Source organism: Novosphingobium sp. HNCC26BN242, from assembly GCF_057180525.1.
Genome location: NZ_JBXUGM010000003.1, coordinates 209,090 through 234,501 on the forward strand (window position 1 = coordinate 209,090; position 25,412 = coordinate 234,501).

Annotated in this window: 23 protein-coding genes; 7 read left to right on the top strand and 16 right to left on the bottom strand. The window is 60.3% G+C overall.

Annotation, left to right across the window (positions count from 1 at the left end; translation table 11 throughout):
* Window positions 1-26: 26 nt before the first annotated feature.
* From bchM to bchF, 6 genes are read right to left on the bottom strand one after another with little or no spacing between them, the layout of a single operon-like run.
* On the bottom strand, window positions 27-746 hold the full coding sequence (gene bchM, locus AC2A1F_RS13085) for a magnesium protoporphyrin IX methyltransferase (RefSeq protein ID WP_484209213.1): 720 nt from the start codon (window positions 744-746) through the stop codon (window positions 27-29).
* Window positions 746-1,642 carry a ferredoxin:protochlorophyllide reductase (ATP-dependent) iron-sulfur ATP-binding protein gene (bchL, locus tag AC2A1F_RS13090; RefSeq protein ID WP_484209214.1) on the bottom strand — a complete coding sequence of 299 codons (897 nt, stop codon included), beginning with the start codon at window positions 1,640-1,642 and terminating at the stop codon, window positions 746-748. The genes bchM and bchL overlap by 1 nt, the downstream gene beginning before the upstream one ends.
* Before the next feature lie 9 nt (window positions 1,643-1,651).
* Entirely contained in the window at window positions 1,652-5,269 is a 3,618-nt protein-coding gene (locus AC2A1F_RS13095; protein ID WP_484209215.1) for a magnesium chelatase subunit H, read from the bottom strand.
* Complete coding sequence (bchB, locus tag AC2A1F_RS13100; RefSeq protein ID WP_484209216.1) at window positions 5,259-6,857, bottom strand: ferredoxin:protochlorophyllide reductase (ATP-dependent) subunit B; 1,599 nt, start codon at window positions 6,855-6,857, stop codon at window positions 5,259-5,261. Before bchB ends, AC2A1F_RS13095 begins: the two co-directional genes overlap by 11 nt.
* A gap of 4 nt (window positions 6,858-6,861) precedes the next feature.
* Window positions 6,862-8,172, bottom strand: coding sequence for a ferredoxin:protochlorophyllide reductase (ATP-dependent) subunit N (locus AC2A1F_RS13105; protein ID WP_484209217.1), 1,311 nt, complete (start codon window positions 8,170-8,172; stop codon window positions 6,862-6,864).
* Window positions 8,169-8,657 (bottom strand): 2-vinyl bacteriochlorophyllide hydratase, encoded by a 489-nt coding sequence (gene bchF / locus AC2A1F_RS13110; RefSeq protein ID WP_484209218.1) that lies wholly within the window; start codon window positions 8,655-8,657, stop codon window positions 8,169-8,171. Before bchF ends, AC2A1F_RS13105 begins: the two co-directional genes overlap by 4 nt.
* 252 nt (window positions 8,658-8,909) lie before the next feature.
* On the opposite strand from bchF, the gene AC2A1F_RS13115 reads away from it, so the two are divergent.
* From AC2A1F_RS13115 to AC2A1F_RS13145, 7 genes are all read left to right on the top strand, one after another.
* Window positions 8,910-9,827: a cobalamin B12-binding domain-containing protein gene (locus AC2A1F_RS13115; RefSeq protein ID WP_484209219.1), complete on the top strand. Its 918-nt coding sequence runs from the start codon at window positions 8,910-8,912 to the stop codon at window positions 9,825-9,827.
* A gap of 110 nt (window positions 9,828-9,937) precedes the next feature.
* Entirely contained in the window at window positions 9,938-11,260 is a 1,323-nt protein-coding gene (ppsR, locus tag AC2A1F_RS13120) for a transcriptional regulator PpsR (RefSeq protein ID WP_484209220.1), read from the top strand.
* A 49-nt stretch (window positions 11,261-11,309) separates the two neighbouring features.
* A complete protein-coding gene (chlG, locus tag AC2A1F_RS13125; RefSeq protein ID WP_484209221.1) occupies window positions 11,310-12,212 on the top strand; it encodes a chlorophyll synthase ChlG in 903 nt (300 codons plus the stop codon).
* Window positions 12,212-13,525 (top strand): BCD family MFS transporter, encoded by a 1,314-nt coding sequence (locus tag AC2A1F_RS13130; protein ID WP_484209222.1) that lies wholly within the window; start codon window positions 12,212-12,214, stop codon window positions 13,523-13,525. Before chlG ends, AC2A1F_RS13130 begins: the two co-directional genes overlap by 1 nt.
* A gap of 2 nt (window positions 13,526-13,527) precedes the next feature.
* Entirely contained in the window at window positions 13,528-14,721 is a 1,194-nt protein-coding gene (locus AC2A1F_RS13135; protein ID WP_484209223.1) for a geranylgeranyl diphosphate reductase, read from the top strand.
* Window positions 14,718-15,200 (top strand): TspO/MBR family protein, encoded by a 483-nt coding sequence (locus AC2A1F_RS13140; RefSeq protein WP_484209224.1) that lies wholly within the window; start codon window positions 14,718-14,720, stop codon window positions 15,198-15,200. The genes AC2A1F_RS13135 and AC2A1F_RS13140 overlap by 4 nt, the downstream gene beginning before the upstream one ends.
* 12 nt (window positions 15,201-15,212) lie before the next feature.
* Complete coding sequence (locus AC2A1F_RS13145; protein ID WP_484209225.1) at window positions 15,213-15,464, top strand: hypothetical protein; 252 nt, start codon at window positions 15,213-15,215, stop codon at window positions 15,462-15,464.
* A gap of 186 nt (window positions 15,465-15,650) precedes the next feature.
* Here AC2A1F_RS13145 and pufC read toward each other — a convergent pair whose 3' ends face one another.
* The 10 genes from pufC to AC2A1F_RS13195 form a co-directional block, all read right to left on the bottom strand.
* A complete protein-coding gene (gene pufC, locus AC2A1F_RS13150) occupies window positions 15,651-16,739 on the bottom strand; it encodes a photosynthetic reaction center cytochrome PufC (protein ID WP_484209226.1) in 1,089 nt (362 codons plus the stop codon).
* Window positions 16,736-17,725 (bottom strand): photosynthetic reaction center subunit M, encoded by a 990-nt coding sequence (pufM, locus tag AC2A1F_RS13155; protein ID WP_484209227.1) that lies wholly within the window; start codon window positions 17,723-17,725, stop codon window positions 16,736-16,738. Before pufM ends, pufC begins: the two co-directional genes overlap by 4 nt.
* Before the next feature lie 14 nt (window positions 17,726-17,739).
* Window positions 17,740-18,564: a photosynthetic reaction center subunit L gene (gene pufL, locus AC2A1F_RS13160; RefSeq protein ID WP_484209228.1), complete on the bottom strand. Its 825-nt coding sequence runs from the start codon at window positions 18,562-18,564 to the stop codon at window positions 17,740-17,742.
* Window positions 18,565-18,668: 104 nt separating this feature from the next.
* Window positions 18,669-18,854, bottom strand: coding sequence for a light-harvesting antenna LH1, alpha subunit (gene pufA, locus AC2A1F_RS13165; RefSeq protein ID WP_292632274.1), 186 nt, complete (start codon window positions 18,852-18,854; stop codon window positions 18,669-18,671).
* A 65-nt stretch (window positions 18,855-18,919) separates the two neighbouring features.
* Window positions 18,920-19,075: a light-harvesting antenna LH1, beta subunit gene (gene pufB, locus AC2A1F_RS13170; protein ID WP_292632277.1), complete on the bottom strand. Its 156-nt coding sequence runs from the start codon at window positions 19,073-19,075 to the stop codon at window positions 18,920-18,922.
* A gap of 166 nt (window positions 19,076-19,241) precedes the next feature.
* On the bottom strand, window positions 19,242-20,687 hold the full coding sequence (bchZ, locus tag AC2A1F_RS13175; protein ID WP_484209229.1) for a chlorophyllide a reductase subunit Z: 1,446 nt from the start codon (window positions 20,685-20,687) through the stop codon (window positions 19,242-19,244).
* A complete protein-coding gene (gene bchY, locus AC2A1F_RS13180) occupies window positions 20,684-22,225 on the bottom strand; it encodes a chlorophyllide a reductase subunit Y (RefSeq protein WP_484209230.1) in 1,542 nt (513 codons plus the stop codon). Before bchY ends, bchZ begins: the two co-directional genes overlap by 4 nt.
* A gap of 18 nt (window positions 22,226-22,243) precedes the next feature.
* Window positions 22,244-23,245 carry a chlorophyllide a reductase iron protein subunit X gene (locus AC2A1F_RS13185; protein ID WP_484209231.1) on the bottom strand — a complete coding sequence of 334 codons (1,002 nt, stop codon included), beginning with the start codon at window positions 23,243-23,245 and terminating at the stop codon, window positions 22,244-22,246.
* Entirely contained in the window at window positions 23,242-24,207 is a 966-nt protein-coding gene (bchC, locus tag AC2A1F_RS13190) for a chlorophyll synthesis pathway protein BchC (protein ID WP_484209232.1), read from the bottom strand. The genes AC2A1F_RS13185 and bchC overlap by 4 nt, the downstream gene beginning before the upstream one ends.
* Window positions 24,208-24,328: 121 nt before the next feature.
* A complete protein-coding gene (locus AC2A1F_RS13195) occupies window positions 24,329-25,384 on the bottom strand; it encodes a methyltransferase (protein WP_484209233.1) in 1,056 nt (351 codons plus the stop codon).
* Between the last annotated feature and the right edge of the window lie 28 nt (window positions 25,385-25,412).

The following is a 25,412-nucleotide window of genomic DNA, read 5'->3' on the forward strand; positions in this document are numbered from 1 at the left end:
TGCGTAAAAGGCCCGCCTTTGCTGCATCAGCGCTTTACCAGTTCCATACCGTGCGATTTGTAGAAACCGCTTGAGATGCGGCCGCTGCGGCGGACTTCCCAGCCATCAAAACCGGCGAGTTCGGCGCGCAGCGCATCCTCAGCGATGGGCACGATGGCTGGCGAGCGATCCGAACGCGGAAACAGTTTGCCGACGTTGTTCATGGCGCCCAGCAGCGGGGTGTACGGTGCAAACGTAAACACGATCGAGCCGGTGCAGCGGCGCGTGAGTGCTGCCAGCGCCCAGACCATATCGGGCAGGGTGTAGTGGATGAGCGAATCCATCGCGACGACATGGTCGAACGTGCCCAATGCCGGATCGAGCATATCGCCTGTGCGCCAATCGATGCGGCCATGGCCAAGGAACGATGGTGCGCGTTCGCGGGCGATATCAACCAAGCCCTGCGCCACGTCGATGGCTGTCACCACTGCGCCGCGGCGCGCGGCTTCAACACTGAGGCTGCCAGTGCCGCAACCAGCATCGAGCAGGTTGTTGCGGCGCAAGTCTTCGGGCAGCCAGCCCAGCAGCTGTTCGCGCATGGCATCGCGCCCGGCGCGGACCGTAGCGCGAATGCCGCTGACTTTGGCATCTGACGTCAGATCGATCCACGCCTTGCGTGCGGTGCTGTCGAAATACTCGGTCAGCTTCTCGCGCTGGTCGTCGTAACGACGTGGTGCTGCCTGATCTGAAGAGTATTGCGTGGCCATCATTCGAACCCCAGAAAGTCGAAGATATCGCGGTCCTTCATGGGTTTGGCTTCGACCGGATCGACGCCGTCCCACAGCAGTTGCGCAAGGCGGAGGTACTCAAGCTGCGCGCCGATCACTTCGGGCGAGGGCTCCATTTCGAACAGCGTGCACTTCTTCAGGCGGCTGCGGCGAATGGCATCGAGATCCTGGAAATGGGCGAGGCGCTTCATGCCGATGGCGGCGCTGAAACGGTCGATCTCGTCAGTTTCACGCGAACGGTTGGCGATGACACCGGCGAGGCGCACGTTGTAGTTCTTTGCCTTGGCACCGATGGCGGCAACGATGCGGTTCATCGCGAAGATCGAGTCGAAGTCGTTTGCGGCAACGACGACGGCGCGTTCGGCATGCTGCAGCGGGGCTGCAAAGCCGCCGCACACCACATCGCCCAGCACGTCAAAGATCACGACGTCGGTGTCTTCGAGCAGGTGGTGCTGCTTGAGCAGTTTCACCGTCTGGCCAACGACATAGCCGCCGCAGCCAGTGCCAGCGGGCGGGCCGCCTGCTTCGACACACATCACGCCGTTGTAGCCTTCGAACATGTAGTCTTCGGGCCGCAGTTCCTCGGCGTGGAATTCAACGCCTTCGAGGACGTCGATCACGGTGGGGATCAGCTTCTTGGTGAGCGTGAAGGTGGAGTCGTGCTTCGGGTCGCAGCCGATCTGCAGTACGCGGTGGCCGAGCTTGGAGAAGGCGGCGGAGAGGTTCGACGAAGTGGTCGACTTGCCGATGCCGCCTTTGCCATAAACCGCAAAGACCTTTGCGCCTTTGATCTGGTCCTGCGGGTCGAGCTGGACCTGTACGGAACCATCGCCGTCGGGTTTGCTGAAGGTGGCTCTAGGATCGAGCAGGTTCATGGTATTCTCCTATTCCGCCGGGATCGCGACGGGTAAACTGGTCTGGCTGGCACCAACGAAGACACCTTCGAGGCGGTCTTCGAGTTCGTCATTGGCCATGCGCAGGGCGGCGAGTGTTTCTTCATCAGGCTCCCACAGCTTGCGTTCGCAAGCTTCGAGCAGGCGGCCAGCAACGCGGGCCGAGCTGGTGGGGTTCAGTTTAGACAGGCGCTCGCGCATCGCGGGATCGAGCACGAAGGTTTCGCTGATCTGTTGGTAGACCCACGGCGCGACCTGGCCGGTGGTGGCAGACCAGCCCACGGTGTTGGTTACGTGCTGTTCGATATTGCGGACGCCTTCGAAGCCGTGCTTGAGCATGCCTTCGAACCATTTGGGGTTCAGCGTGCGGGTGCGGGTTTCGAGGTTGATCTGTTCTTCCAGCGTGCGGACTTTGGCCGACCCTTGCGTCGCATCGACGATGTAGACCGGGGCTTCGGCACCCTTTGCGCGGGCGATGGAGCGGCTGATGCCGCCAAGGCTGTCCACGTATTGGTCAAGGTCGGTGATGCCGGTTTCGACGCTTTCAAGGTTCTGGTAAACCAAATCCACGCTGCGCAGGGCGCTGCGCAGCAAATCGCGCTGCGCCACCGGCACGCCGCGCACGCCATAGGCATAACCCTTGCGCGTTTCGAAGGCGTTGGCCAGTTCATCGGTATCGGCCCAGACGCCGCCGTCGATCAGCTGATTGACGTTTGCGCCATAGGCGCCTTCGGCGTTGGAGAACACGCGCAGGGCGGCGGTTTCCATGTCACACTGGTGCTCTGCCTGATGAGCGAGGCTGTGCTTGCGCACGAAGTTCATTTCGAGCGGTTCGTCCGCCGTGGCCGCGAGCAACGCGGCCTCGGCCAGCATCCGCGTTTGCAGCGGCAGCAGATCGCGGAAGATGCCCGAAAGCGTGACCACCACATCAATGCGCGGACGGCCGAGGTCAGCCAGCGGGATCAGTTCGGCACCGGCCAGACGGCCATAGCTGTCCATGCGGGGACGCGCGCCGAGCAGGGTGAGGACTTGCGCAATCTGCGAGCCTTCGCTCTTCATGTTGTCGGTGCCCCACAGCACCATCGCGAGGCTTTCGGGGCAGGGCTGTCCGGTTTCAGCATGGCGGGCGAGCAGGCGTTCGGCCTGATCGTGGCCCTGTTCGCACGCGAAACGGCTGGGCAGGCGGAACGGATCGAAGCCGTGGATATTGCGGCCTGTAGGCAGGACCTGCGGGTTGGCAATCACGTCACCACCCGGGGCAGGGCGGATGTAGGTGCCATCCAGCGCGCGGATTACAGCGCCCAGTTCATCGCAGGAATCAAGCGCCGCCTCGAGCGAAGCCGTCGCCGCTTGTGGATCGGCAATGGCCAGCGCCTCGATCATGTCGGCGCGTTCTGCCCCTTCGAGCCTTGCGCCAAGCACGTGCAGGCCGTGCGGGATCAGGGTGCGTTCCAGTTCATAAAGATCGGCACCAAGCGTGGCGATGTCTTTCACCGCGATATCAAGCTTGGCACAATCTTCGCGGATGATCGCTTCAAGCTGGGCCTGTTCGCCCTCATCGGTTGAAGAGCGCCAGCGTTCCACGCTCGTCTTCAGATCGGCAAAGCCGCGATAGAGACCGGCTTTCGACAATGGCGGCGTAAGGTAGCTGAGCATCGTGGCGCCTGAACGCCGCTTGGCCAGAATGCCTTCCGAAGGGTTGTTTGATGCGAAGAGATAGAAGTTGGGCAGATCGCCCAAAAGGCGTTCTGGCCAGCACTTGCCGGTCAGGCCAACCTGTTTGCCTGGCATGTATTCCAGCGCGCCGTGTGTGCCGAAGTGCAGCACTGCGTGCGCACCAAAGTCCTCACGAATCCAGCGATAATAGGCTGAGAATGCGTGCGTCGGGGCAAAATCGCCATCGAACAGCAGGCGCATCGGATCGCCTTCGTAACCGAACGTAGGCTGGACGCCGATGAACACATTGCCGAATTCAGCACCGAGGACCTGAATGTGCGAGCCATCAGACTGGATCTTGCCGGGAGCCGGGCCCCACTGTGCTTCAATCTCGGCCAGATAAGGCTCGCGCCGAACATGCTCGTCGCAAGATACGCGGGCGGCGACATTAGCATCCGAGCCAAAGCGTTCGGCGTTGCCTTTGAGGATTGTTTCGCGCAGCGCATCCACGCTTTCCGGCACGTTCACGCTGTAGCCTTCGGCAGACAGGCGGGTGAGCGTGGCGTGCAGCGATTCGAACACCGCCAGGAATGCCGCAGAGCCGGTGGCCCCGGCGTTGGGCGGGAAGTTGAAGATGGTGATCGCCAGCTTGCGGTTAGCGCGTTCCGAGCGGGCCATCACGATCAGCGCGGCGACCTTTGCAGCAAGTGCATCAGCGCGTTCAGGGCAGGCGCGCATCGCGTTGACTGGACCTTCATCACCGAAAACGCAGGCACGAGTGCAGCCAGTGCAGGCCACGCCCAAGCCATCTGACCGTCCACCAAACACGGTTGGCAGGATTGAACCATCGAGTTCCGGGATCGAGACCATGATCGTCGATTCGATCGGCATCAGGCCCTGGCGCCCAGCACCCCACTGTTCGAGCGTCTGGAATTCAAGCGGGTGAGCGGCGATGTAAGGCACGTTGAGGCCTGCCAGAACCTCTTCAGCAGCCTGCGCGTCATTATACGCCGGGCCACCAACCAGCGAGAAGCCGGTCAGCGAAATCACAGCATCGACCGTCGGCAGTCCGTCCTTGACGAAGAACTTTTCGATCACCGGGCGCGAGTCCAGCCCGTTGGCAAAGCCGGGAATGACCCGCAGACCGGCCGCTTCGAGCGATGCGATCATGCCATCGTAATGGCCTGCATCCTTGCTGATCAGGTACGAGCGCAGCAACAACAGGCCGACCGTGCCCTTGGCACCGGGCTTGGTTGGCAGGAGGCGGATGCTTTCCGAAAGCTTCTGTTCGGTGCGCGGATGATAGACGCCAAGTTCAGGATATTCGCGCGGCGCGGCGGCTGCGGTCATGCCGCGGCGTGTCAGCCGATCGCCTGCAGCGTAACGATCGATCAGCGAGCGAACCATCGACACGACATTGTCGTCCGACCCCGAGAGCCAGTACTGCAGCGTCAGGAAATAGGCGCGCACATCTTGTGCGGTGCCGGGAATGAAGCGCAGAATCTTGGGCAGGCGGCGCAGCATCCGCATCTGGCCTGCGCCAGTGCTGGCGCCGGGCTTGCCCGATCCGCGCAGCTTCTTGAGCATGGCCAGCGGGCCTTTGGCGGGCGCATCCATGCGGTAGCCGCCCATGCGAGTCAGCTTTACCACTTCGCCTGCCGACATCATGCAGACCATGGCGTCGCAGCTTTCGCGTCGCGCTTCGAGTGTGGGCAGCATGGCGCGGATGTGATCATCAAGGAACAGCATTGTGACGATCACGATGTCGGCGTTGGCAATTGCCGATTTCGTGCGCTCCAGCGAACCTCCGGCACGTTCCCAATCGGTGGCTGCGTGCAGCGTCAGCGCGATGTTGTCTTGCGCAAGTTGCGCATTCGCACGCTCAACCGCACCTTTGAGGTGATTGTCGAGCGTGACGATGGCCACGCGCACTTGGGGATGACTACCGGGCATAATGCGCCTTTGCGTCGTATAGAGTGACAAGATCGATCACGGTACGGCCCTGGGCGGTCGCATACGCTTCGGTATTCCGCCGGGCCTTGCCACGGACGAAAAACGGGATTTTCCGCAATTCTCGCTCAGCTTCGGCGGACCAACTGAGCGCAACGTCTGCAAGGGGTTCGGCCAGAGCGAGATTTCCGACGTTCAGGTCGGGCTGCAGATCGACGTGATGCTCTGGTTTTGCGGCGGCTTCGGTTGGTGCGGCATGAGCCTTGGAATGGAGGTGCGAGGGGCCAGCAGAGTCCGAGAATTCGAAGTCATCGCGGAACATCGTGAGCAGATGCTCTTCCAGACCCATCACCAGCGGATGAATCCAGGTGTCGAAGATCACGTTTGCGCCTTCGAAACCCATCTGCGGGCTGTGGCGAGCGGGGAAATCCTGCACGTGGACCGGCGAGGAGATGACTGCGCAAGGAATGCCAAACCGCTTGGCAATGTGGCGTTCCATTTGCGTGCCTAGCACCAGTTCAGGCGCTGCGCTGAGGATTGCGTCTTCGACCAGCAGATGATCGTCGGTGATCAGCGGTTCGATATTGTATATCTTGGCCGCGGTGCGCATTTCGCGTGCGAATTCACGGTTGTAGCAACCGAGACCGCAGATTTCGAAGCCGAGTTCCTCGTGCGCGATGCGCGCTGCAGCAATGGCATGGGTGGCATCGCCGAAGATGAAAACGCGCTTGCCCGTGAGGTAGGTCGAATCGACCGATCGGCTCCACCACGGCATGCGAGAGTTGGCGTCTTCCAACGCGGGCGAGGGATCGACACCGGCCAGCGCCGAGACTTCCTCGATAAATTCCTGCGTTGCGCCAACGCCGATCGGCACAGTGCAAACCGAAGCCTGGCCCAGTGCCTGCTGCAGCCAGCGCGCAGCTTCGGCGCCGATTTCAGGATAGAGCACGATATTGAAATCAGCACGGCCCAGCGTGCGGATATCGTCAGGTGAAGCCCCGAGTGGAGCAACGCAGTTTACATCGATGCCAAGTGTATCAAGCAGGCGGCGGATTTCGAGAACATCGTCACGATGGCGAAAGCCAAGTGCGCAAGGTCCGAGCAGGTTAACCAGCGGGCGGCGGCCTTCACGCGGGGCGGGACGTACGGTCGTGTCCACCAGCTTGCGCGCCATGCGATAGAAGGTTTCAGCTGCGCCCCAGTTTTCCTTGCGCTGGTAACTGGGCAGTTCAAGCTCAATCACCGGGCAGGGCAGGTTAAGTGCTTCGGCAAGCCCTGCCGGATCATCCTGGATCAATTCGGCAGTGCACGATGCGCCAACCAGCAGCGCCTTGGGCTGGAACCGTTCGTAGGCATCGCGCACGGCGTTCTGGAAGATGCTGGCGGTATCAGTGCCGAGATCGCGCGCCTGAAACGTGGTGTAAGTGACCGGCGGACGCTTGCCGCGCCGTTCGATCATCGTGAACAGCAGGTCGGCATACGTATCGCCCTGCGGTGCATGGAGAACGTAGTGAACCCCGTTCATGGCCGTCGCTACGCGCATCGCGCCGACATGGGGGGGACCTTCGTATGTCCAGACCGCGAGCTGCATTGCTCTATACCCTCAACACATCGCGCCGACGCAGCGGGCGAGCAAAAAGTTCAGCGAGATCACCCGCCTGTTCGAAACCATGAATGGGCGAGAACACCAGTTCGATGGCCCATTTGGTGGAAAGCCCTTCGGCTTCGAGCGGATTGGCAAGGCCAAGGCCGCATACCGTAAGATCGGGACGATCAAGCCGGACACGATCAAGCTGAAGATCAACATCCTGACCTTCGCTCAGGCGCGTGCCTGCGGGAAGGAGTGCCAGCTCACGCGCATTGAGTTCACGGTTGAGGTAGGGCGTGCCCACTTCGACCGGGACCATGCCAAGTTCGGTCGCGAGGAACCGCGCCAGTGGCAGTTCCAACTGCGAATCGGGCAGGAACGTGATGGTCTTGCCTTCAAGACGTTCACGACAATGGGCGATGGCCTTCTTCGCCCGTTCGCGCCCGGGGGCGACGACGCGGTTGAAATGCGCCGGATCAACGGCAAACGCATCGGCAGCGGCGCGCAACCAGTCTGTCGTTCCTTCGGCTCCGAACGGGAACAGGGCATCGAGTCGTGTGCCGCCGCGCCGTTGCAGCGCGCCTGCAGTTTCGGTGAGGAAAGGCTGGGCCAGCAGGAAGCGGGTGTTCGGGCCGATTGGCGGCAGATCGGCCATGCGGCGGGCGGGCAGGTATCCGACATTGGTGATGCCAAGTTCGGCAAACAGGCGGCCGAACTGGTCTTCTACGATATCAGGAAGCGCACCCACGATCAGCAGGTTTGCGGCATCGGTGGCGGTAGCAGCGGGCATCTCGGGGACGATTGCGGTGAGGCAGGCGTCTTCGCCCTCGGTAAAGGTCGTCTCGATCCCGCTGCCCGAATAGTTGAGGATGCGGGTTGAGGGTGAGAACTTCACGTCAAGACGTTGAGCTGCTTTGGACAGATCGAGTTTGATCACTTCGGACGGGCAGGAGCCGACCAGAAATAGTGTACGGATTTCCGGGCGGCGCGTCAGCAAGCGGTCAACGATGCGGTCCAGCTCGTCCTGGCAATCGGCCATGCCAGCAAGATCACGCTCTTCGATGATCGCGGTGGCAAAGCGGGGTTCGGCAAAGATCATAACGCCCGCCGCCGATTGCAGCAGGTGAGCGCACGTTCGCGAGCCGACCACAAGGAAGAAGGCGTCCTGCATCTTGCGGTGCAGCCAGATTATGCCAGTGAGGCCGCAGAATACTTCGCGCTGGCCCCGCTCTCTGATGATACCGGCCCGCAAAACTTCGGGCTGACGGGCGGGGGCGCAGCCGGTTTCTGGCGCGGTCAGGGTGGTGTCGCCGATCATGCGGCAAGCCTTTCATGTTCAGCTTGGAGACGGGCGGCGCGCAGTTTTAGCAGGAACTGCGCGGCATTGACGACGTAGGCGACGTACCCTGCCAGCGCGACATACATGCGCTGTTCAAAGCTGCCGTAGTTGCCGAACAGCATGACGAGGTATGCCGTGTGCAAAGCCAGCACGAGCATCGAGACCACATCTTCCCAGAAGAATGCGGGGGCAAAGAGCCACTTGCCGAAGACGACCTTTTCCCAGATCGAGCCGGTCACCATGATCGTGTAGAGCGTCAGAGTCTTTACCAGCACCGATACGTCGGCTGCAAACATGCCCTCGCCAGTGGTAAGGCTGCGCAGGACAAGGCCGATGCTGATAAGGAAAACAACGAACTGAAAGGGAGCGAGTAGGCCTTGGATCAGGGTCCACCGGGTCGAGTCGCGGCGGACCCGTTCCTCGGGAGTGTAAAGCGCACTGGACGCTTTTTGCTTGCCGATCATCTGATCAGGAGCATCAAACTGGAGTGCTTTACCTCTCATACTCGGCCAACTGTCCTTGCCGTTGAAGTTTGGAGAATACGCCTCACCGCAGACAAGTGTCAATCTATCTTGACGACAAATAACTATGACACTTTTGGTTTGTCAGGTGAATCTTTTCAGGGTAGGCTTTTGGTCCCGAACAGAGTCGAATTATCGATGCGGCAGTCCGGGCGGATGTATTCTGCATCCAAAACCAGGCCGGAGGGGTCTGCTATGGCTACTGTCTACGGTGCGGGATCTACCAAACGAACCCAGCGAGGTGGACGAGTGGCGCGTGTCCATGCGACGCGGGCCACCCCAGCCGGGCGAGACGCGGCAAGAGACGGTGGCCGGGACGTCGTTCGTCTATCGCCGACTTCGGTCAACAATCTCATTCAGGAACAGATCATTCCACGTCTGCTGCAGGCGCACACGGTTGGCATGGCTCGCACAACGGCGCCCGGCATCCTTTCGGTTGCTCCTGAAGATGCGGCAAAGTTTGTGTCATTGCCGCTAAGCCTCGAAGCAGACGAGCTTCTTGAGCTGGCAGAAGGTTATATTGCGAAGGGCGTGTCGGTAGAATCGGTGTTTATCGATCTGTTGGCGGCGTCGGCGCGAAGGCTGGGCCAGCATTGGGAAGGGGACGAGTGCGATTTTCTGGACGTGACCATGGGGTTGTGGCGCCTTCAGGAAGTCATGCGGCAGGTCGCGCTGTGCCACCCGCCTGAAGTGCCGGTCGACCCGCGTGGGCGCTCGGCTCTGTTTTCTCCTCTTCCTGGGGATGAGCATTCGCTCGGAACCTTGATGGTGGAAGAAGTGTTCGCGCGGGCGGGGTGGCAAACAGAAGTTTTGATTAACCCTAAGCGACGGGAATTGCTGCAGATTATTGCAGAGCGGCAGTTTGATCTTGTCGGGTTGACCATCTCATGTGATTGTCCTACGGGCGCTGTAGCTGACCTAATTTCAGCTATCCGCAGCATTTCCCGCGCGCCGAAAGTTCAGATATTGATCGGTGGTCAAATGGTGAATGCCAATCTCGGCATGGTTGAAGAAGTGGGGGCTGACGGCACTGCCGTGGATGCCAATTCCTTTCTCTCACTGGCTGACAGGCTGGTGAAAAGATCGGCACGCCTCTGTCTGCCGAACGCGTAGCCGGCCACAAGATGTCAGCTCGCAAACACAGTTTACAGGGGAAAATTCCCTTCGGAAGTCCCGAACGCCACTTCGATGCGCTTGCCCCGGGCGCTGCAGCGAAGCTGGCCATGATTGCCGGTGACATCGCACTTGTTATCGACGAGGCTGGAAAGATCATCGATCTTGCCGCTGATCCCGAAGAGTTTCCCGATGCTACCCAGTGGCTGGGTCATGATTGGCTGGATACGGTCACGATCGAGAGCAAGCCCAAGGTCATGGAAATGCTGGCTAATGCCCGCAAAGGCGTGACTCAGCACTGGCGGCAAGTAAACCAGATCACGGCGGATAGCGAAGTGCCGGTGCGTTTCGTTGTCGTCAACATCGGCCCCGGTGCCTGCAGCATCGCATTCGGGCGCGATATGCGCGATGCTGCAGCGCTGCAGCAGCGTGTCTTGCAGGCTCAGCAGTCGCTTGAACGTGATTATCTGCGTTTGCGGCAACTCGAAGCACGCTATCGCATGCTGTTTGAGCAAACTGAGCAGCCGGTGTTCATCGTCGATGCTGATACATTTAGAATCCGCGAGGCGAACCACGCAGCGCATGTGCTGTTCCGGGCGCGTTTTGGCACGCTGCAAGGCGGCAAGCTCACATCCATGTTTGCAAAGCCTGCGCGTGAAAGTCTGATTGCCTACCTCGGGTCAGCTCTCGTTAGCAATTCTTTGCAACCGTTGCCGGTTGAGCCTTCTGACGGCGGTGCTGGTGTCATGCTGTCTGCCAGCGGATTTCGCGAAAGAGGTGGACAGTATTTGCTGATCCGCCTGCTTGCTGCCACCGGCGCGCCTGAACAATCTTCGAATGCAACCCTGCAGGTTATCGAGTCCATGCCCGATGCTTTCGTGCTGACCGATGATCGGATGCAGATCATCGCAGCCAACGCAGCCTTTGTCGAACTCGTTTCGGCGGCCAGCGTCGAGCAGATTCGAGACCGCCCACTCGGTGATTTTCTCGGCCGCCCAGGGGTGGACCTCGATCTGATCGACGGTCAACTGACAAAGCATGACATTGCACGGAATGTGGCGACCGTCGTTGGCGCACGGGATGGCTATGACGGTGAGCCGATAGAGCTTTCTGCTGTAAAGACGTCGGGAGAACATCCTCATTACGGTTTTGTTATTCGTCCGATCGGCCGGCGCTTGCGTGATCTTCCGGTATCGAGTGATGCACCACGGTCTGTGGAGCAACTCACAGAGCTGGTGGGCCGCATGTCCCTGCGCGATATCGTGCGCGAATCAACCGACTTGATCGAGCGTCTGTGCATAGAGGCGGCGCTAGAATATACTTCGAACAACCGTGCATCGGCCGCCGAAATTCTGGGGCTGAGCCGCCAGAGCCTTTATTCCAAGCTGCATCGCTATGGTTTGGGCAATTTGGTCGACAGCATTGACACTTGAACTGTCAATTTGATTTGACACTATTCGGCCCGGGGCATAGGGTCTTGGTATGGTGCGATCCGCAATCTCAACCGGGATAACGCCGCCTCCGGCGGCACGTGATGTCCTTGAACTGCTCAAGCCAATCACTTGGTTTCCGCCGATGTGGGCGCTGCTCTGCGGCATTGTGTCATCAGGCGTTGCACCTGCTTCGCGATGGACTTTTATCCTTGCTGGAATAGCGCTGACAGGCCCCCTGGTTTGCGGCACCAGCCAGGCGGTGAATGACTGGTTTGATCGCCATGTCGATGCCATCAACGAGCCGAACCGGCCGATCCCTTCCGGGCGCATTGGCGGGCGCTGGGGCCTTGCCATAGCGATCATCTGGACGATGGTGTCGCTCGGCATTGCTGCGTTGACCGGCAAATGGGTGCTGATTGCAACCGTGTTCGGGCTGATCTGCGCATGGGGCTACAGCGCACCGCCTTTTCGATTCAAGACCAGCGGTTGGATCGGTCCTGCGGTCGTTGCTCTGACGTATGAAGGTTTGAGCTGGTTTACGGGCGCTGCTGTGATGGCAGGCGCGCTGCCATCACCTCATATCCTGATTGTGCTGCTGCTCTATAGCCTTGGTGCCCATGGCATCATGACTCTTAACGATTTCAAAGCGGTGGAGGGTGACCGTGCGACCGGATTGCGGTCGTTGCCGGTCGTTCTGGGTGAACGCCCTGCCGCATTGCTGGCCAGTGCGGTCATGGCGATACCGCAAGCAATTGTGATCGCGTTGATGGTGGCTTGGGGGCATTCGATTTCTGCCATCGCCATTTCCATCATGCTGGCAGTGCAATTGTGTCTGATGCCCAAGCTGGTTTCAGCCCCGGCCAAAAATGCCCCCTGGTACAATGCGACCGGTGTCTCGCTTTATGTCTTCGGCATGATGGCGGCGGCACTCGGCCTTGGAGGTTATGTGTGATGCAAAGCAGTTTCGGATGGTGGTCGATCGTCCGGCTCGGCGCAGTACAAGCCTCGATCGGGGCGATGGTGATGATTGCCACGTCGCTGCTGAATCGCCTGATGGTGCTCGAATATGGCCTTGCCGCCGGCGTGCCAGCAGGCCTTGTGGCCTGGCATTATGTGGTGCAACTCTCGCGTCCGATCTGGGGGCACGGCTCAGACATGGGTCGCCGCCGCACCCCATGGGTGCTTGGCGGCATGGCGATGCTTGGCCTTGGCGCACTGATGGCGGTGAAGTCTACCACTATGCTCGATGATGCGCGCAGTGCCGGAATAGCACTTGCTGTGCTGGCGTTCACTTTCATAGGCGCCGGCGTTGGCGCGGCGGGCACATCGATGCTGGCTATTCTGGCTTCCGGCGTGGCACCTGAACGAAGGGCAGCCGCTGCTGCAACGACGTGGATCATGATGGTCATGGGTATCGTCATTTCAGCTGGAACTGCGGGCGCATTGCTTGATCCATATACCGAGGCCCGATTGTTCAACGTTGCAACTGGCGTTGTCGGGGTTGCCGTGCTGGTCACTTGCGTTGCGATGTTGGGCCTGGAAAACAAGGTTGGCCTTGCCAAACGAAACGACGCAGCAGAGCCACCGGCGAACTTCGGCGATGCCTTGCGGGAAATCTTTCAAGAACCCGAGGCGCGCCGGTTCACGCTGTTCATTTTCGTTTCGATGCTGGCCTACAGCATGCAGGATTTGATACTTGAGCCGTTTGCCGGACTGGTCTTCGGTATGACACCAGGGCAGTCCACCAGCCTTTCGGGGTTGCAACACGGCGGCGTTCTGATTGGCATGATCGTGACCGGGATTGGCGGCAGCGCCTTTGCCGGACGTATGCCGGTGGAACTGCGCGTGTGGACGATGCTGGGTTGTCTGGGATCCGCGCTAGCGCTGACCGGTTTGGCCATGGCGGCAGGATATGGGCCGGGTTGGCCGGTTGCCGCCAATGTCGCAGCCCTTGGTTTCTTCAACGGGGCGTTCGCCGTTTCGGCCATTGGCTCGATGATGGGCCTTGCCGGAAAAGGTAAGCGAACGCGTGAAGGGGTGCGCATGGGCGTTTGGGGCACGGCACAAGCTATTGCCTTTGGCCTTGGTGGGCTGTCAGGCGCTCTCGGCGTTGATCTGGTGCGCGGCTTTACTGCCCAGGCAGGCACCGCTTTCCAATTGATTTTTGCGGTCGAGGCTGGACTGTTCCTGTTCTCGGCAGCGCTGGCAATGCGCGTATCGTCGCGCCTTGTTGCACGCACCGAACTGAAGGTTGCAGGCATATGAGCATGATCAGCAAATACGATGTCGTTGTCATTGGCGGCGGTCCATCGGGAGCCATCGCGGCATGGGATCTGGCGCGCGCGGGGCGTAGCGTGCTCCTGCTTGATCGGGCAGGGCGGATCAAACCTTGCGGCGGAGCCGTTCCACCACGTATGCTCGAAGAATTCGACATTCCACAGTCGTTGCTGGTGGCCAAGGCGCGCTCGGCTCGCATGGTCGCACCGTCGAACCGCGCAGTTGACATGCCCGTGGGCGAAATCGGCTATGTCGGCATGGTGGACCGTGATGTCTTTGATGAATGGTTGCGGGCACGGGCTGGCACTGCGGGTGCAGAACGTCGCACCGGAACGTACGAACATATCGAACGTGATGGCGAAGACGGCGCGATTGTTTGTTATACTGAAAGTCGTGGTGGCGATGTCACGAAGGTTCGTGCCAAGCTGGTGATTGGTGCCGACGGTGCACGCTCGGGCGTTGCGCGCGAAAATATCAAGGGCGCAGAGCGAAACCCTTGCGTCTTTGCTTATCACGAAATTGTGCGTTCGCCCGCATCGACGCCCGAGGGATTTGACGGATCGCGCTGTGACGTGATGTATCAGGGGCGTCTGTCGCCTGATTTTTACGCTTGGGTCTTCCCGCATGGCGATACCGCCAGCATCGGCGTTGGCAGCGCAAACAAGGGCTTTTCGCTGCGCGGTTCGGTAAAGAACCTGCGCGATGATCTGGGCCTTGATGGGTGCGAAACGCTGCGCCGCGAAGGCGCGCCAATTCCGCTAAAACCTCTGAAGCGCTGGGACAATGGGCGCGATGTCATCGTCGCCGGTGATGCTGCGGGCGTGGTTGCTCCAGCATCGGGCGAAGGCATCTATTATGCCATGGCATGCGGCCGAATTGCTGCGCAAACGGCAGAGGCATTCCTCAAAACAGGCAATCCAGCAGTGCTAAAGCGTGCGCGCAAAGCTTTTCTGAAAGAGCACGGCCGCGTGTTCTGGATTCTCGGGATCATGCAATACTTCTGGTATTCCAGCGATAAGCGGCGCGAACGCTTTGTTGATATGTGTGCAGATACCGATGTGCAGCGGCTGACTTGGCAGGCGTACATGAACAAGAAGCTGGTTCGGGCTGATCCGATGGCGCACGTGCGCATCTTCTTGAAGGACTGCGCGCATCTGCTTGGCCTCAAGCCGGCGGTGCGATGAGCCGGGCAGCCTTCGTACCGATCGGCGTTGCCTCCTTGGCCGCCATTGGCGTGGCGCTGGTGGGCGGAACGATCACTGATCTTGGTCCGTGGTATGATTCGCTCGCCAAACCATCGTTCAATCCGCCGCGCCCGGTATTTCCGATTGCCTGGACCACCATATTCGGGCTTACCGCCGTGGCTGGTGTAACAGCATGGCGCGCATCGAGAGACGCCCGAACTTCAGACACGATCATTGGCCTTTTCGCCTTCAACGGGTTTTTGAACCTTTTGTGGAGCCTGCTGTTTTTCCGCGTGCAGCGTCCCGATTGGGCTATGGCGGAATTGGTTGTCCTGTGGCTTTCGATCGCGTTGTTGATCGTTTATTGCGCGCGGCTTTCCCGGCTCGCCGCAGCGCTGCTCGTGCCTTATATCATCTGGGTGACTGCGGCAGGCGTGCTTAACTGGGAAATCGTCAAGCTCAACGCGCCCTTCGGCTGAAGGCAGCCGCGCATGGAAACTCTATTCTCCAGCGGCCATGCGGCCGATGTCGTGCTCGCCGCTCTGATTGCCGAAGGCCTGTGGCTGTTCTGGCGAGGCTGGCCGTTGAGAACCCTCCTGCTGATGCTGCTGCCGGCAGCATTGATCGTGCTGGGCCTGCGGGCGGCACTTGTCGGCGCAGCATGGCCTTGGATATCACTGCCGATCGCCATGTCATTCCCCGTGCATCTGGCTGATGTCGTAGCTCGCTCACGCAAGCGCTGACGCCCCAACACTTTACTTCTGCACTATCGATGTTGGCTTGCCACATGGAGAGGCCGACCATGTTCTGCTGGAGCGCAGGCAGGGCAGCGTCGTGTTGATCACGAATCGGCGCAGGGCAGTCAAAAAAAGGGTCCGCCGGGGACAAGCCCTGGCGAACCCTTGAAGGACCCACATGTCTGCGGGGGATCAGTGCGTTGCGGTGCTCACTGCTGCAGCAACCGGAGCAGCTGGCTCAGCCGGAGCAATTGCAGGCACTGCCGCTGGGATGGAGGTCGGCGGGCCCCACAATGCGGGGTAATCCTTGGCCATCTTGTATCCGCCCATCGGCTTGTTCTTGCCTTGGTGACAGGTGGCGCAGCTGACCTTGAATGGATCGCCCATCGGACCCTTGCGGTGTGCCGGGAAGGCATCCTTGAGGGGGCTGATGTATTCACCATTGATGTTGCGGACCATGCGCAAACCATACCACGCGGTGGCGCGTTGGGGCGTGCTGATGTTCCATGGCTTGAAGGCTTGGGCGTTGTGGCAGTAGGTGCAATTCACACCAAGCGACTGCGACAAGTGCATCATCAGCGCATACTGCGATTCTGTTTCCATCGTCGTCAGCTTGTTGGCAGGCGTCGGATGCATGCCTTCAGACACGACGCGAATGCTCTTGTCGGTCTTGGGATCGCCGGTCAGATACATCGCCAGCGAAGCATTTGGCAGCGATGCATAGGCGGTGGCGGAGACGGGGTCGTTCTGGCCGTGCAGGTTGCCGGTGATACCCTTTTTGCCCGGCTCAGGCAAAGCCCAGTAGTTTACAGGAACGGCATTGCCACGGTGGCAGGTCCAGCAGGTGACGCCGGTGGCGCCAACATGCTTGTTCCAGTTCTGGTTGATGTTGCGCGTCATCTGCAACATCTTGCGTGCAACAACCTTGGTGTAGACCTCGTCAGAAGCCATGTTTTCAGGGTTGTGGCAGTAGTTGCAGCCTTGTTCAGGCGCGATCCAAGCGGTAATCGCGGCCATGGTGTAGGTGAACTGCTCTTCCGAGACATCACCCAGCACCTGAACATTTTTGTAGGCTGCGCCTGCGCGCGGACCTTCGGTTGAAGGCGGATCGTAGGGCGGGGCGGGCACGTCGTCCTTGGCCAGGGCGACTTTTTTCAGGACGATCTGATCCATGCCCGTGCCGCGATACCCGTTCTGGGTCGATTGCTTGGGCCCCAGATCGCACCCGGTCAGGGCGAGAGCGGCGGTCGCCAAAGCGGCGATTGCTATGGTCCTTTTCATTGGCCCGTACTCCCCATCCCCGTGTTGTCCAACGTTGCGGGATCGATCACTCCGGTATCGGGATAGAGCGAGGCATAGCCGTGCTCTTGAGCCCACAGGTACCAGTTATCGACTACGGTCCCCGTTAGCAAGATGCCGATACCACCGGTAATCGTGGTAAGCACTGCGAACCACCAAGCCCAACGATGGATCGATTCCATCGTGGCATTGAAGCCCATCGTCCAGCGCCAAAACAGCGCTGCGCGTTCAGAAGCTGTGCCGCGATCGGTGATCTGCTCGATTTCACGCTCACCGCCATAACGGCCCACCGCCAGAATGGTCGCGCCGTGCATCGCAAAGAGCAGCGTGGAGCCATAGAGGAAGGCGATCGAGAAAGCGTGGAACGGATTGTAAAACAGGTTGCCGTACCGGATCGAGAATGCAGCTGTCCAATCAAGGTGCGGGAAGATGCCGAAAGGCACTGCTTCCGACCACGAACCCATGAACATCGGACGGATGAAGCCGAGCACGAGGTAGAGCCAGATTGCAGCGGCGAAGGCCCATGGCACGTGCGTTCCCATGCCAAGAGCACGAGCGCGTGAGTAGCTGCGCACCCACCACAGCAAGATCGATGCGGTGAGCAACATCCCGGCCAGGATCCACCAGCCACCTTCGGCCAGCGGCACGAACGGACTGAAGCCATACTTCGGCGCAGGCGGCTCAAGCGAGAGCCAGGGCAGCATGCGTACGAACTGGATTGGATCCCAGTTGACCGAGGCGAGCATGTTCAGCCCGATGATCTCGAACGCCAGGAACCCGCAGATCAGCGCGATTACGCCGGTCCAGCCGAGGTATACCGGGCCAATCTGCGCATGGCCGATAATGCCCATGAGGTGGTTGAAAGTGCCCTTGCCTATCCGCGGCTCGCTGCCGGGGGGAAGGGCGATCCCGGCTTCGGGCTCACCCCGAAGCTGGACCTGTGTGAAAATGTTTTGATAGGTCGCCATCGCTCAATGCTCCTTCACGACCAGATCGGCAGGTTAAGCCACCAGGTCCACCATTCGGGCCAGCCCTTGGTCCACAAAGGCCCGCTGATCACGATGCAAACCGCGCTCCAGAACCCAGCATTCAACGCCAAAAGCAAGCCAACCCGGTGAATGCCGAGAGTGCCGACCGAATAGCCGATGAAATCGCGGAAGAAGGTGTCTTCGTACTCCGGTGACTTCACTTCACCACCTTTTGGCGGATTGACCGCAGAAAGGACCAGTGCGCCGTGCAGTGCCAGCGCCAGGGCTGTCGTAAAGAAGAACGATACTGCAAGCATATGCGCCGGGTTGTAGTGGAAGTGCAGATACTGGTATCCCGTATTGGAAACCCAATCGAGATGGCTGAAAATCCCATAAGGAAAGCCGAAATGCCATCCGCCCAGAAGGACGGGGCGAACCACCACCAGTGTTGCGTAGGCGAAGATCGCCATGCCGAAAGCTGCAGGGACATGGAAACCCATGCCCAATTTGCGGCAGATCTCTACTTCACGTAAGGCCCAGCTCGTGAACGAGACAAGTGCGCAAACCGTAATTACCTGCCAGAACCCACCTTCGGCCAATGGCGCAAAGCCAAGACCGTACTTGAGATCTGGTGGTTCGATCGAGATCAACCAGGGATTCCACGTTGGCCCTTGAGAGGCAGCGTAGAAGATGAGTGCGGTGCCCAGAGCTGCGAAAATCGCAGTCACAACACCAAAGAAACCGACGTAGAACGGACCCACCCAGAAATCGAACAGGTCGCCGCCGATCAACGTGCCACCGCGAACGCGGTATTTTCGTTCGAAACTAAGGAGTGCCATAATTCTACCCCTCCCCATCGCGGCGCGACGGGATAAAAAAGTTTAGTAATTCAAGAAACCGGAGGCGGCGACGGGAATGCCGCCGCCTCTCGCACAAGCAAGGTTCAGGGTGCCGCTGGCGCCGCTGCTGCTGCCTGTGCCATGCCCTGGGCCGAATTCGGACCGTCGAGCCAGTTGAAGGTGTCGGTGCTGAGCAGGATGAAGTGAATCACCAGTGCGAGCACGAACAGGAAACCGAAAAGTGCGACCAGCGCGCGGCGCGGATCGAATATAAGCCAAACTCTCCACATGGGACAGCTCCTTGTCTAATTGGAAGTAAACCCGCCTGAAGCAACATTGCTGACGGGGTGGATTGTTAAAGCCAGGGCTTCCACATCCAAACGAGAACGTGAGCGACAACTGCAACGGCGGTGAAGCCGACGAAGCTGCTCACGAACAGTTTGTGGAATTCCTTAGCTTCCTCTGGGGTGAGGTAAGTACTCAGCCCGAAGCGACCATCTTGATCACTCATAGCCATTCTCCAATCGTAGTTGGTGTGCGAGAGGCGGATATACCTCTTTCGGTATCCACGCAGGTTGCCCTGCTAGGATGGGTGTGGCGCGGCTCCGCGAATGCGGTTGCCGGGCGATTTGTTGAAGCGCAGGAGTTGTCTGCGCTGAAAAGGGTAAGGAGGCGGGTCATCCGACTTGAGCCTCCAGAAGGGCATCGGCCAACCGGTCGGCCGAAACACGGGTTTCACCAACGCGGCGCGCTGCACGCTCGGCCGCATCGCGCAGCCGCTTGGCAGCGGATATCCGAACCAGCACGGGCTGGGCTTCGACCACTGCGTCTAGCTTGGCCTTGGCATCAGTGTCCCACGCCAGTTCACGATGATCGCGGGTCGGCGTCGCCTCTACTGCATCAAGCTGCGTCGATAGCGGGATGATGTTGAACAGCGCATCGAACAGCGCGTTGCACACTTCCTGCACCAGATAAGTGGCACCGGAGTAACCCATAAAGGGCGTGCCGATATGCCGCCGGATCGCAGCACCGGGGAAGCTCGCGGGGATATAGATCGACCGCCCGCCACGTTCGGCGCTATACATGCGTTCGTTGTAGCTGCCGAAAAGCACCAGCGGCGGGTTGGCATGAATGGCCGCGCGCACATCTTCGTTCTTCGGCTTGATGCCGGCACTGCGCGAAAACGCAAAGGCGCAGGGCAGGCCCATATCGTCTTCAAGGAAGTGGCGGATGCCGCGCGCATAAGTCTCGTTCGCCACGATGCCGAAGCTTGCCGTGGCAAAGAAATCCTGCGTCACCGAACGCCACAGATCCCACAACGGTTTGATCGTGGTGTGCTTTTCGCGCGCGATGAACGGTTCGGGATCAAGCCCCAGTTCCGCACCCAGCGCGCGCAGGAACCGGGTTGTGCTGTCCAGCCCGATGGGGGCTTGGAAGAATGGCCGCTCCATCAGCTCGCACAGATTGCGGCCGAATTCGCGGTACATGCACACGTTTGCTTGTGCATCAGCCAGCTTGCGCACGTCAGCCAGGTGGCTGCCAAGCGGGAAAGCCATGTTCACTTCTGCGCCAATGCCTTCGATCAGGCGGCGGATCTCGTGAACGTCGCTCGCCATGTTGAACATGCCGTAGGCGGGGCCAAGGATATTGACCTTGGGCTTTTCGCCTTCTTTCACCGGCTTGACCGGAGGAACGGCTTTCGGGCCGAATTCCGACCAAAGCCAGCTCATCGCGCGATCGGCCGATTGCCACTGATCTTCATCGATTGTGCGTGGCAGGAAGCGCTTGATGTTGGTGCCCATCGGCGTCACGCCGCCGCCGATCATCTCGGAAATCGAACCGGTAACGACCACGGCGGGAAGTTCTGGATCGAGCGTCTTCCACGCCCGCTTCATCGCCGCTTCGGTGCCGATCTTGCCCAGTTCTTCTTCACCTAGCCCGGTGACGACAATCGGCAATTCGTGCGGCGGGAGGCCATCGGTGTAATGAAGGACCGAGGTGACCGGCAGGTTTTCGCAACCGACCGGGCCATCGATGATGACTTGCAGGCCTTTGATGGCGGTGAACACGTAAACCGCGCCCCAGTAGCCACCAGCCCGATCATGGTCGAGAACGAGCGTCATGATCCCACCGCCTCGGCGGCCTTGCGGGCTGCCTCGTTAAGCGCTGCGTACTTCTTCTTGAACTGCGGGCGATCCTGCGGGGTGTCGGTCCAGATGCCGGCATTCGGTCCTGCGCCTACACCTTCAAAGAACGTTGTCATCTTGTCGAACCGAGCCTTGTTGGCCATCGCCGCGTTGACGACTTGGGCCAGACTGCCAGCCCCTGCCACGCCCATCAGCGGGCGGGCAGAGATCAGGTTGGTAAAGTAAAGCGCCGGAATTGCCTTTTGCTTAGCATGCTGCACAACCGGGGTTGTGCCGATGGCCAGATCAGGCTGGAATTCCTCAACCGCAGCAATGTCTTGCTCAAGACTGGCGCGGAAATTGACGCGGACGCCGCGTGCTTCCAGCCATTCACGATCCGGGTCGGACCACTTGGTGCGCGGGCAGGCAGAGCCAACATACGGCACATCCGCGCCGCTTTCGATCAGCAGCCGGGCGACCAGCAGTTCAGAGCCTTCATAGCCCGATACAGTAATCCGGCCCTTGATCGGATTAGCAGCCAGAGCCGCCTTGATTGCCGGAAGGAACTTGTCCTTGGCCGCAGCAATCTTTGCCTGATCGATATTGCAGGCCGCGCCAATCGCGTCGAGCCAGGCTGCTGTACCATCAACTCCGACAGGTGCGGAGCCAACCACCGTGCGGCCCGCATGTTCGAATTCACGCACGCTTGCGGTGTAGAAGGGATGGATTGCGGCAACGACAGCACAATCAAGCGCGGCATAAAGCTCGCGCCATTCGCGCGTTGGCACAACCGGCCCTGCAGCAAGGCCCAGCGGCTCAAGCATCATGCCGATGCCGACGGGGTCTGCCGGGAACATTTCACCCAGCAGCGTCACGGTCGGTTTGTCAGGCCTGATGGAAGGCGCGGCAACAGGGCCTTGGGCCACTTCCTCGCGGGCATAAGCCAGCATGGCACCAGCCAGAACGTCCTTGGCTTCGGCATGGGTCGGTATGCCAAAGCCGGGCACATCGATACCGATGATGCGCACGCCGTTGATCTGCTTTTTCAGCAACCGCAGCGGTACGCCGCTGGCGGTGGGCACGCACAGGTTGGTAACCACGATGGCGTCATAGTTTGCCGGATCGGCAAGGCCTTCGACCGCTTCCTTGATATCTTCGAACAGCTTGCCGGTAACCAATGTTTCCGAACTGAACGGAACGTAGCCCACCGTGCGGCGCGCGCCATAGAAGTGCGAGGTGAAGGTCAAACCATAAACGCAGCAGGCCGAGCCCGAGAGCACTGTGGCCGTGCGCCGCATCCGCAAACCAACGCGCAGCGATCCGAAGGCAGGGCACATGCTTTGCGGCTGATCGTGCGGGCCAACCGGATAATCGGCAGCATAGCGATCAAGTAGTTCAGAGCCTTGGGCCTTGTTGGTTGCTTCGCGCAGAACGTCAGCGCCAGCATGGCAACCGCCACCTTCTACAGGAGGATCAAGCGCGATCCTGTCGGGCTGGCGGGCAAATTCCGCAATGTCGGGGGCAAGATCGCTCATGCGGCGCGCCCTTTCATGTCAGACTTCGTCATAAACCACCTCCAGCGAAGGCCGCGTTTCAAAAGTTCCGCCGCGCATGTCAGCCTGTGTCGCCGGGATGAGTTTGACGTCACCACCGGTGTCTTCGGGGGAGAAGAGGCCAAGCAGTCCATCCTGGTCGAGGGGCTTGGGCTGCCGCGGCGGGGCCGAGGCGACATTGGAGGCCAGCTCTTCGAATAGGCTGCTCCACTGTCCACCGGGCTTTCCGATAATCTGGTAATTGGCCGACTTGCGGCGAATGTCGTCATCCGCCGGGATCGCGCAAAGCACTGGGATGTCGACTGCGTTGGCAAAGGCTTGCGCCTCACCAGAGCCATCATCCTTGTTGATAATCATGCCGGCCACGCCGACATTGCCGCCCATCTTGCGGAAGTATTCCACCGCCTTGCAGACGTTGTTCGCCACATAGAGTGATTGCAGATCGTTCGATCCGACGACGATGACCTTCTGGCACATGTCACGGGCAATCGGCAGGCCGAAGCCGCCGCACACCACATCGCCGAGGAAATCGAGCAGGACGTAATCGAAGCCCCAATCGTGGAAGCCGAGTTTTTCGAGCAGTTCGAAACCGTGGATGATCCCGCGTCCGCCGCAACCGCGACCGACTTCAGGGCCGCCCAGTTCCATTGCGAACACGCCGTCGCGCTGGAAGCAAACGTCTTCGATCCGCACTTCCTCGCCTGCCAACTTCTTGGCCGATGAGGTTTCGATGATCGTCGGGGTGGCCTTGCCGGAAAACAGCAGGCTGGTGGTGTCAGACTTGGGATCGCAGCCGATCAGCAGCACCCGCTTGCCTTGCTGGGCCATCATGTAGCTGAGATTGGCAAGCGCAAAGCTCTTGCCCGAACCGCCCTTGCCGTAGATCGCGATGATCTGTGTTTCCTTGCGCACTTCACCGGTGTGCGGCGCATCGGGTTCGATCGAGGCTTCATCACGAAGAGCCTGATCCAATTGCGCAAGTTCGTGTTCCAGCATGGTCATGCGCATTCGCTCCAGTCGAGGACCATCTTCAGACAGTCAGCATCGAGAAAGGCTTCAGGGTAGGCTTCGGGTGCATCGGCGGCATCGCGCTGATGAGTCACGAGGCCCGAGAGATCGAGCGCGCCGCTTTCGGTCAGCGCACGGGTGGTGGCCAGATCGTCAGGCCCCCATTCCGCTGCCACGCGAAAGCGTGCTTCGGCGCGGAACGCGGGGGCAAAGGCAAAACTGGGCCGGTTGGCGTAAAATCCAGCCAGCACGATTTCGCCGCGATGCCGTAGGCGCGGCACCAGCATATCAAGGCAATCGGCATCGCCGCTGGCGTCGTAAATGTTGCCGTAATCGCGGCGGTCATCATCCTTCGGGGCGATGACATCGTACCCTTGCGCGCCAGTACGGCGGGCGGGCTTCATTTCCCAGACGACTGGCGGGGGCGCTCCGGCCGCAATTGTCATGCGGGCCAGCAAGCGACCAAGTGTGCCGTGGCCCACGATCAGGTCGGGCGGATCGCCGCCGTTCATGGCGTGAAGAGCCGTGGCGGCCAGCGCAAAGAGAACGCTGTCACGGCCAAGCGATTCGTTAACTGTATGAGCGCGCGCCGAAGGGACGATCACGCGCTGGGCGGTTCCGCCAAACAGGCCGCGGGCATCCCGATAGCATGTGGCGCCGGGAACAAAGACCCAGTCCCCGATGCGATCTTCGGCATCGGTCCCGGCATCAACCACGCGGCCAACCGATTCGTAGCCAGGTACGAGCGGGTAACCCATGCCCGGGAAGTTGGGCATCTCGCCACTCCACAGCAGCTTTTCGGTACCGGCGCTCACGCCGCTCCATTGGATATCGACGAGCACGTCGGAGGGACCGAGCAGGCCTGCCTCAGCTTCCGGCGCGGCGCTGCCAGTCAAGACAAGCCTGCGCAGTGCAATCCGCCTCGGTGCTTCCAGTATGACCGCCAGCGACTCCATGCCGGTCTTCCCCTCTTATCGGCCGTCCCGGCCTGCCGCAGGATCCGGATGGGACCTGTTCGACGATGTTCACCATACGCTTGTCAGGGGAAGTGTCAAACAGATTGGACGCTTTATACCGTCAAAATGAGCAGACAGTCAGACTTGTGATAACTGGCATGGATGTGGGCCTGCGTGAAAATGACGTGAATCCTGCCTTTGCCGCCATTGCGTGATACTCTTTTGGCGTGCGCGGTCGTCCTGCGTTCATCGCCCAGAGATAAAAGCCGAAATAGGCATCCCCCATGGCCTCTGCGCCGCGAACTCCAGCCATCGGCTCAGCGATAACCAGCCTGCCTCCCGGCGGCAGCGCGATCCTTGCGGCTTTGAGGATGGCGAGCGCGCGATCATCATCGTGGTCATGCAGAATGCGGACCAGTGTGATGCAGTCGTAGCCCTCGGGCAGCCGAGTCGCGAAGAAGTCGCCGGGATGGCGCGCGATTCCCGGCGCAAGGTTTGTGGCGCCCGCCAGAACTGGTGGGAGGTCGAACACGCCAAGTTCCAGATTTGGGCATGCCTCTGCCACAGCGCTGACAAAAGCGCCGTGTCCACCGCCCAGATCGAGCAAGCGGCGGTGGCGGGCAAAGGGGTAGGTGGCCAAAGCCTCGCGCGCGACCATCGCTTGCGAAGTGGCCATGAGTTGGGAGTATTCCGAGGCCGTTTTATCACTGGAATCAGTGCTGTAATGCCAAAACTGCGACAGTGACGTGGGCTGCTTGCGATCCTTGCGCAGCAGGACCAGAGGGTCTGCCAGATCTGCGTAGAGCAGCGGGTGGTGGCGGACCATGGCCAGTGCGCCGGGGTTAGACAGCAGCGCTGCGCCTTGCTGGCCCAGCATCCAGCAGCCCGGCGCCACCTCTTCGGCAAGATCCAGCGCGGCCGCTGCACGCACGAGTCGCGTGGCTGCATCGAGGCTCAAATCGGCGATCCGCGCCAGTTCGTCGGCTCGCATCGGCCCTTTTTCGAGCCGCTCGAGCAACCCGCTCTGAACAGCACCTAGCAGCACCTGCGAGTAACAGAACCCGGCCACAAGATCGAATGCACGGCCCGCACGGCTGCGTGAAACGCTTGCAAAAACAGGCAGTCGCGCGGCCCAGTACTGAAACTTCAGGCTGCCCAAAATCCGGTTGCGCAGCATGACCCAGCGCCTCCGCCATTCAGGAGGA

Bases quoted from the DNA above. Each gene is read 5' to 3' on its own strand.
- ppsR (WP_484209220.1), top strand. From the start codon at position 9,938: ATGATTGCCGGTGACATCGCACTTGTTATCGACGAGGCTGGAAAGATC.
- bchM (WP_484209213.1), bottom strand. From the start codon at position 746: ATGGCCACGCAATACTCTTCAGATCAGGCAGCACCACGTCGTTACGAC.
- AC2A1F_RS13185 (WP_484209231.1), bottom strand. From the start codon at position 23,245: ATGACCATGCTGGAACACGAACTTGCGCAATTGGATCAGGCTCTTCGT.
- AC2A1F_RS13095 (WP_484209215.1), bottom strand. From the start codon at position 5,269: ATGCCCGGTAGTCATCCCCAAGTGCGCGTGGCCATCGTCACGCTCGAC.
- AC2A1F_RS13145 (WP_484209225.1), top strand. From the start codon at position 15,213: ATGGAAACTCTATTCTCCAGCGGCCATGCGGCCGATGTCGTGCTCGCC.
- AC2A1F_RS13130 (WP_484209222.1), top strand. From the start codon at position 12,212: ATGCAAAGCAGTTTCGGATGGTGGTCGATCGTCCGGCTCGGCGCAGTA.
- chlG (WP_484209221.1), top strand. From the start codon at position 11,310: ATGGTGCGATCCGCAATCTCAACCGGGATAACGCCGCCTCCGGCGGCA.
- pufL (WP_484209228.1), bottom strand. From the start codon at position 18,564: ATGGCACTCCTTAGTTTCGAACGAAAATACCGCGTTCGCGGTGGCACG.
- AC2A1F_RS13105 (WP_484209217.1), bottom strand. From the start codon at position 8,172: ATGATCGGCGACACCACCCTGACCGCGCCAGAAACCGGCTGCGCCCCC.
- bchY (WP_484209230.1), bottom strand. From the start codon at position 22,225: ATGAGCGATCTTGCCCCCGACATTGCGGAATTTGCCCGCCAGCCCGAC.
- AC2A1F_RS13140 (WP_484209224.1), top strand. From the start codon at position 14,718: ATGAGCCGGGCAGCCTTCGTACCGATCGGCGTTGCCTCCTTGGCCGCC.
- bchB (WP_484209216.1), bottom strand. From the start codon at position 6,857: ATGCAGCTCGCGGTCTGGACATACGAAGGTCCCCCCCATGTCGGCGCG.
- pufA (WP_292632274.1), bottom strand. From the start codon at position 18,854: ATGTGGAGAGTTTGGCTTATATTCGATCCGCGCCGCGCGCTGGTCGCA.
- bchZ (WP_484209229.1), bottom strand. From the start codon at position 20,687: ATGACGCTCGTTCTCGACCATGATCGGGCTGGTGGCTACTGGGGCGCG.
- pufB (WP_292632277.1), bottom strand. From the start codon at position 19,075: ATGAGTGATCAAGATGGTCGCTTCGGGCTGAGTACTTACCTCACCCCA.
- AC2A1F_RS13115 (WP_484209219.1), top strand. From the start codon at position 8,910: ATGGCTACTGTCTACGGTGCGGGATCTACCAAACGAACCCAGCGAGGT.
- AC2A1F_RS13195 (WP_484209233.1), bottom strand. From the start codon at position 25,384: ATGCTGCGCAACCGGATTTTGGGCAGCCTGAAGTTTCAGTACTGGGCC.
- bchL (WP_484209214.1), bottom strand. From the start codon at position 1,642: ATGAACCTGCTCGATCCTAGAGCCACCTTCAGCAAACCCGACGGCGAT.
- bchC (WP_484209232.1), bottom strand. From the start codon at position 24,207: ATGGAGTCGCTGGCGGTCATACTGGAAGCACCGAGGCGGATTGCACTG.
- bchF (WP_484209218.1), bottom strand. From the start codon at position 8,657: ATGATCGGCAAGCAAAAAGCGTCCAGTGCGCTTTACACTCCCGAGGAA.
- pufM (WP_484209227.1), bottom strand. From the start codon at position 17,725: ATGGCGACCTATCAAAACATTTTCACACAGGTCCAGCTTCGGGGTGAG.
- pufC (WP_484209226.1), bottom strand. From the start codon at position 16,739: ATGAAAAGGACCATAGCAATCGCCGCTTTGGCGACCGCCGCTCTCGCC.
- AC2A1F_RS13135 (WP_484209223.1), top strand. From the start codon at position 13,528: ATGATCAGCAAATACGATGTCGTTGTCATTGGCGGCGGTCCATCGGGA.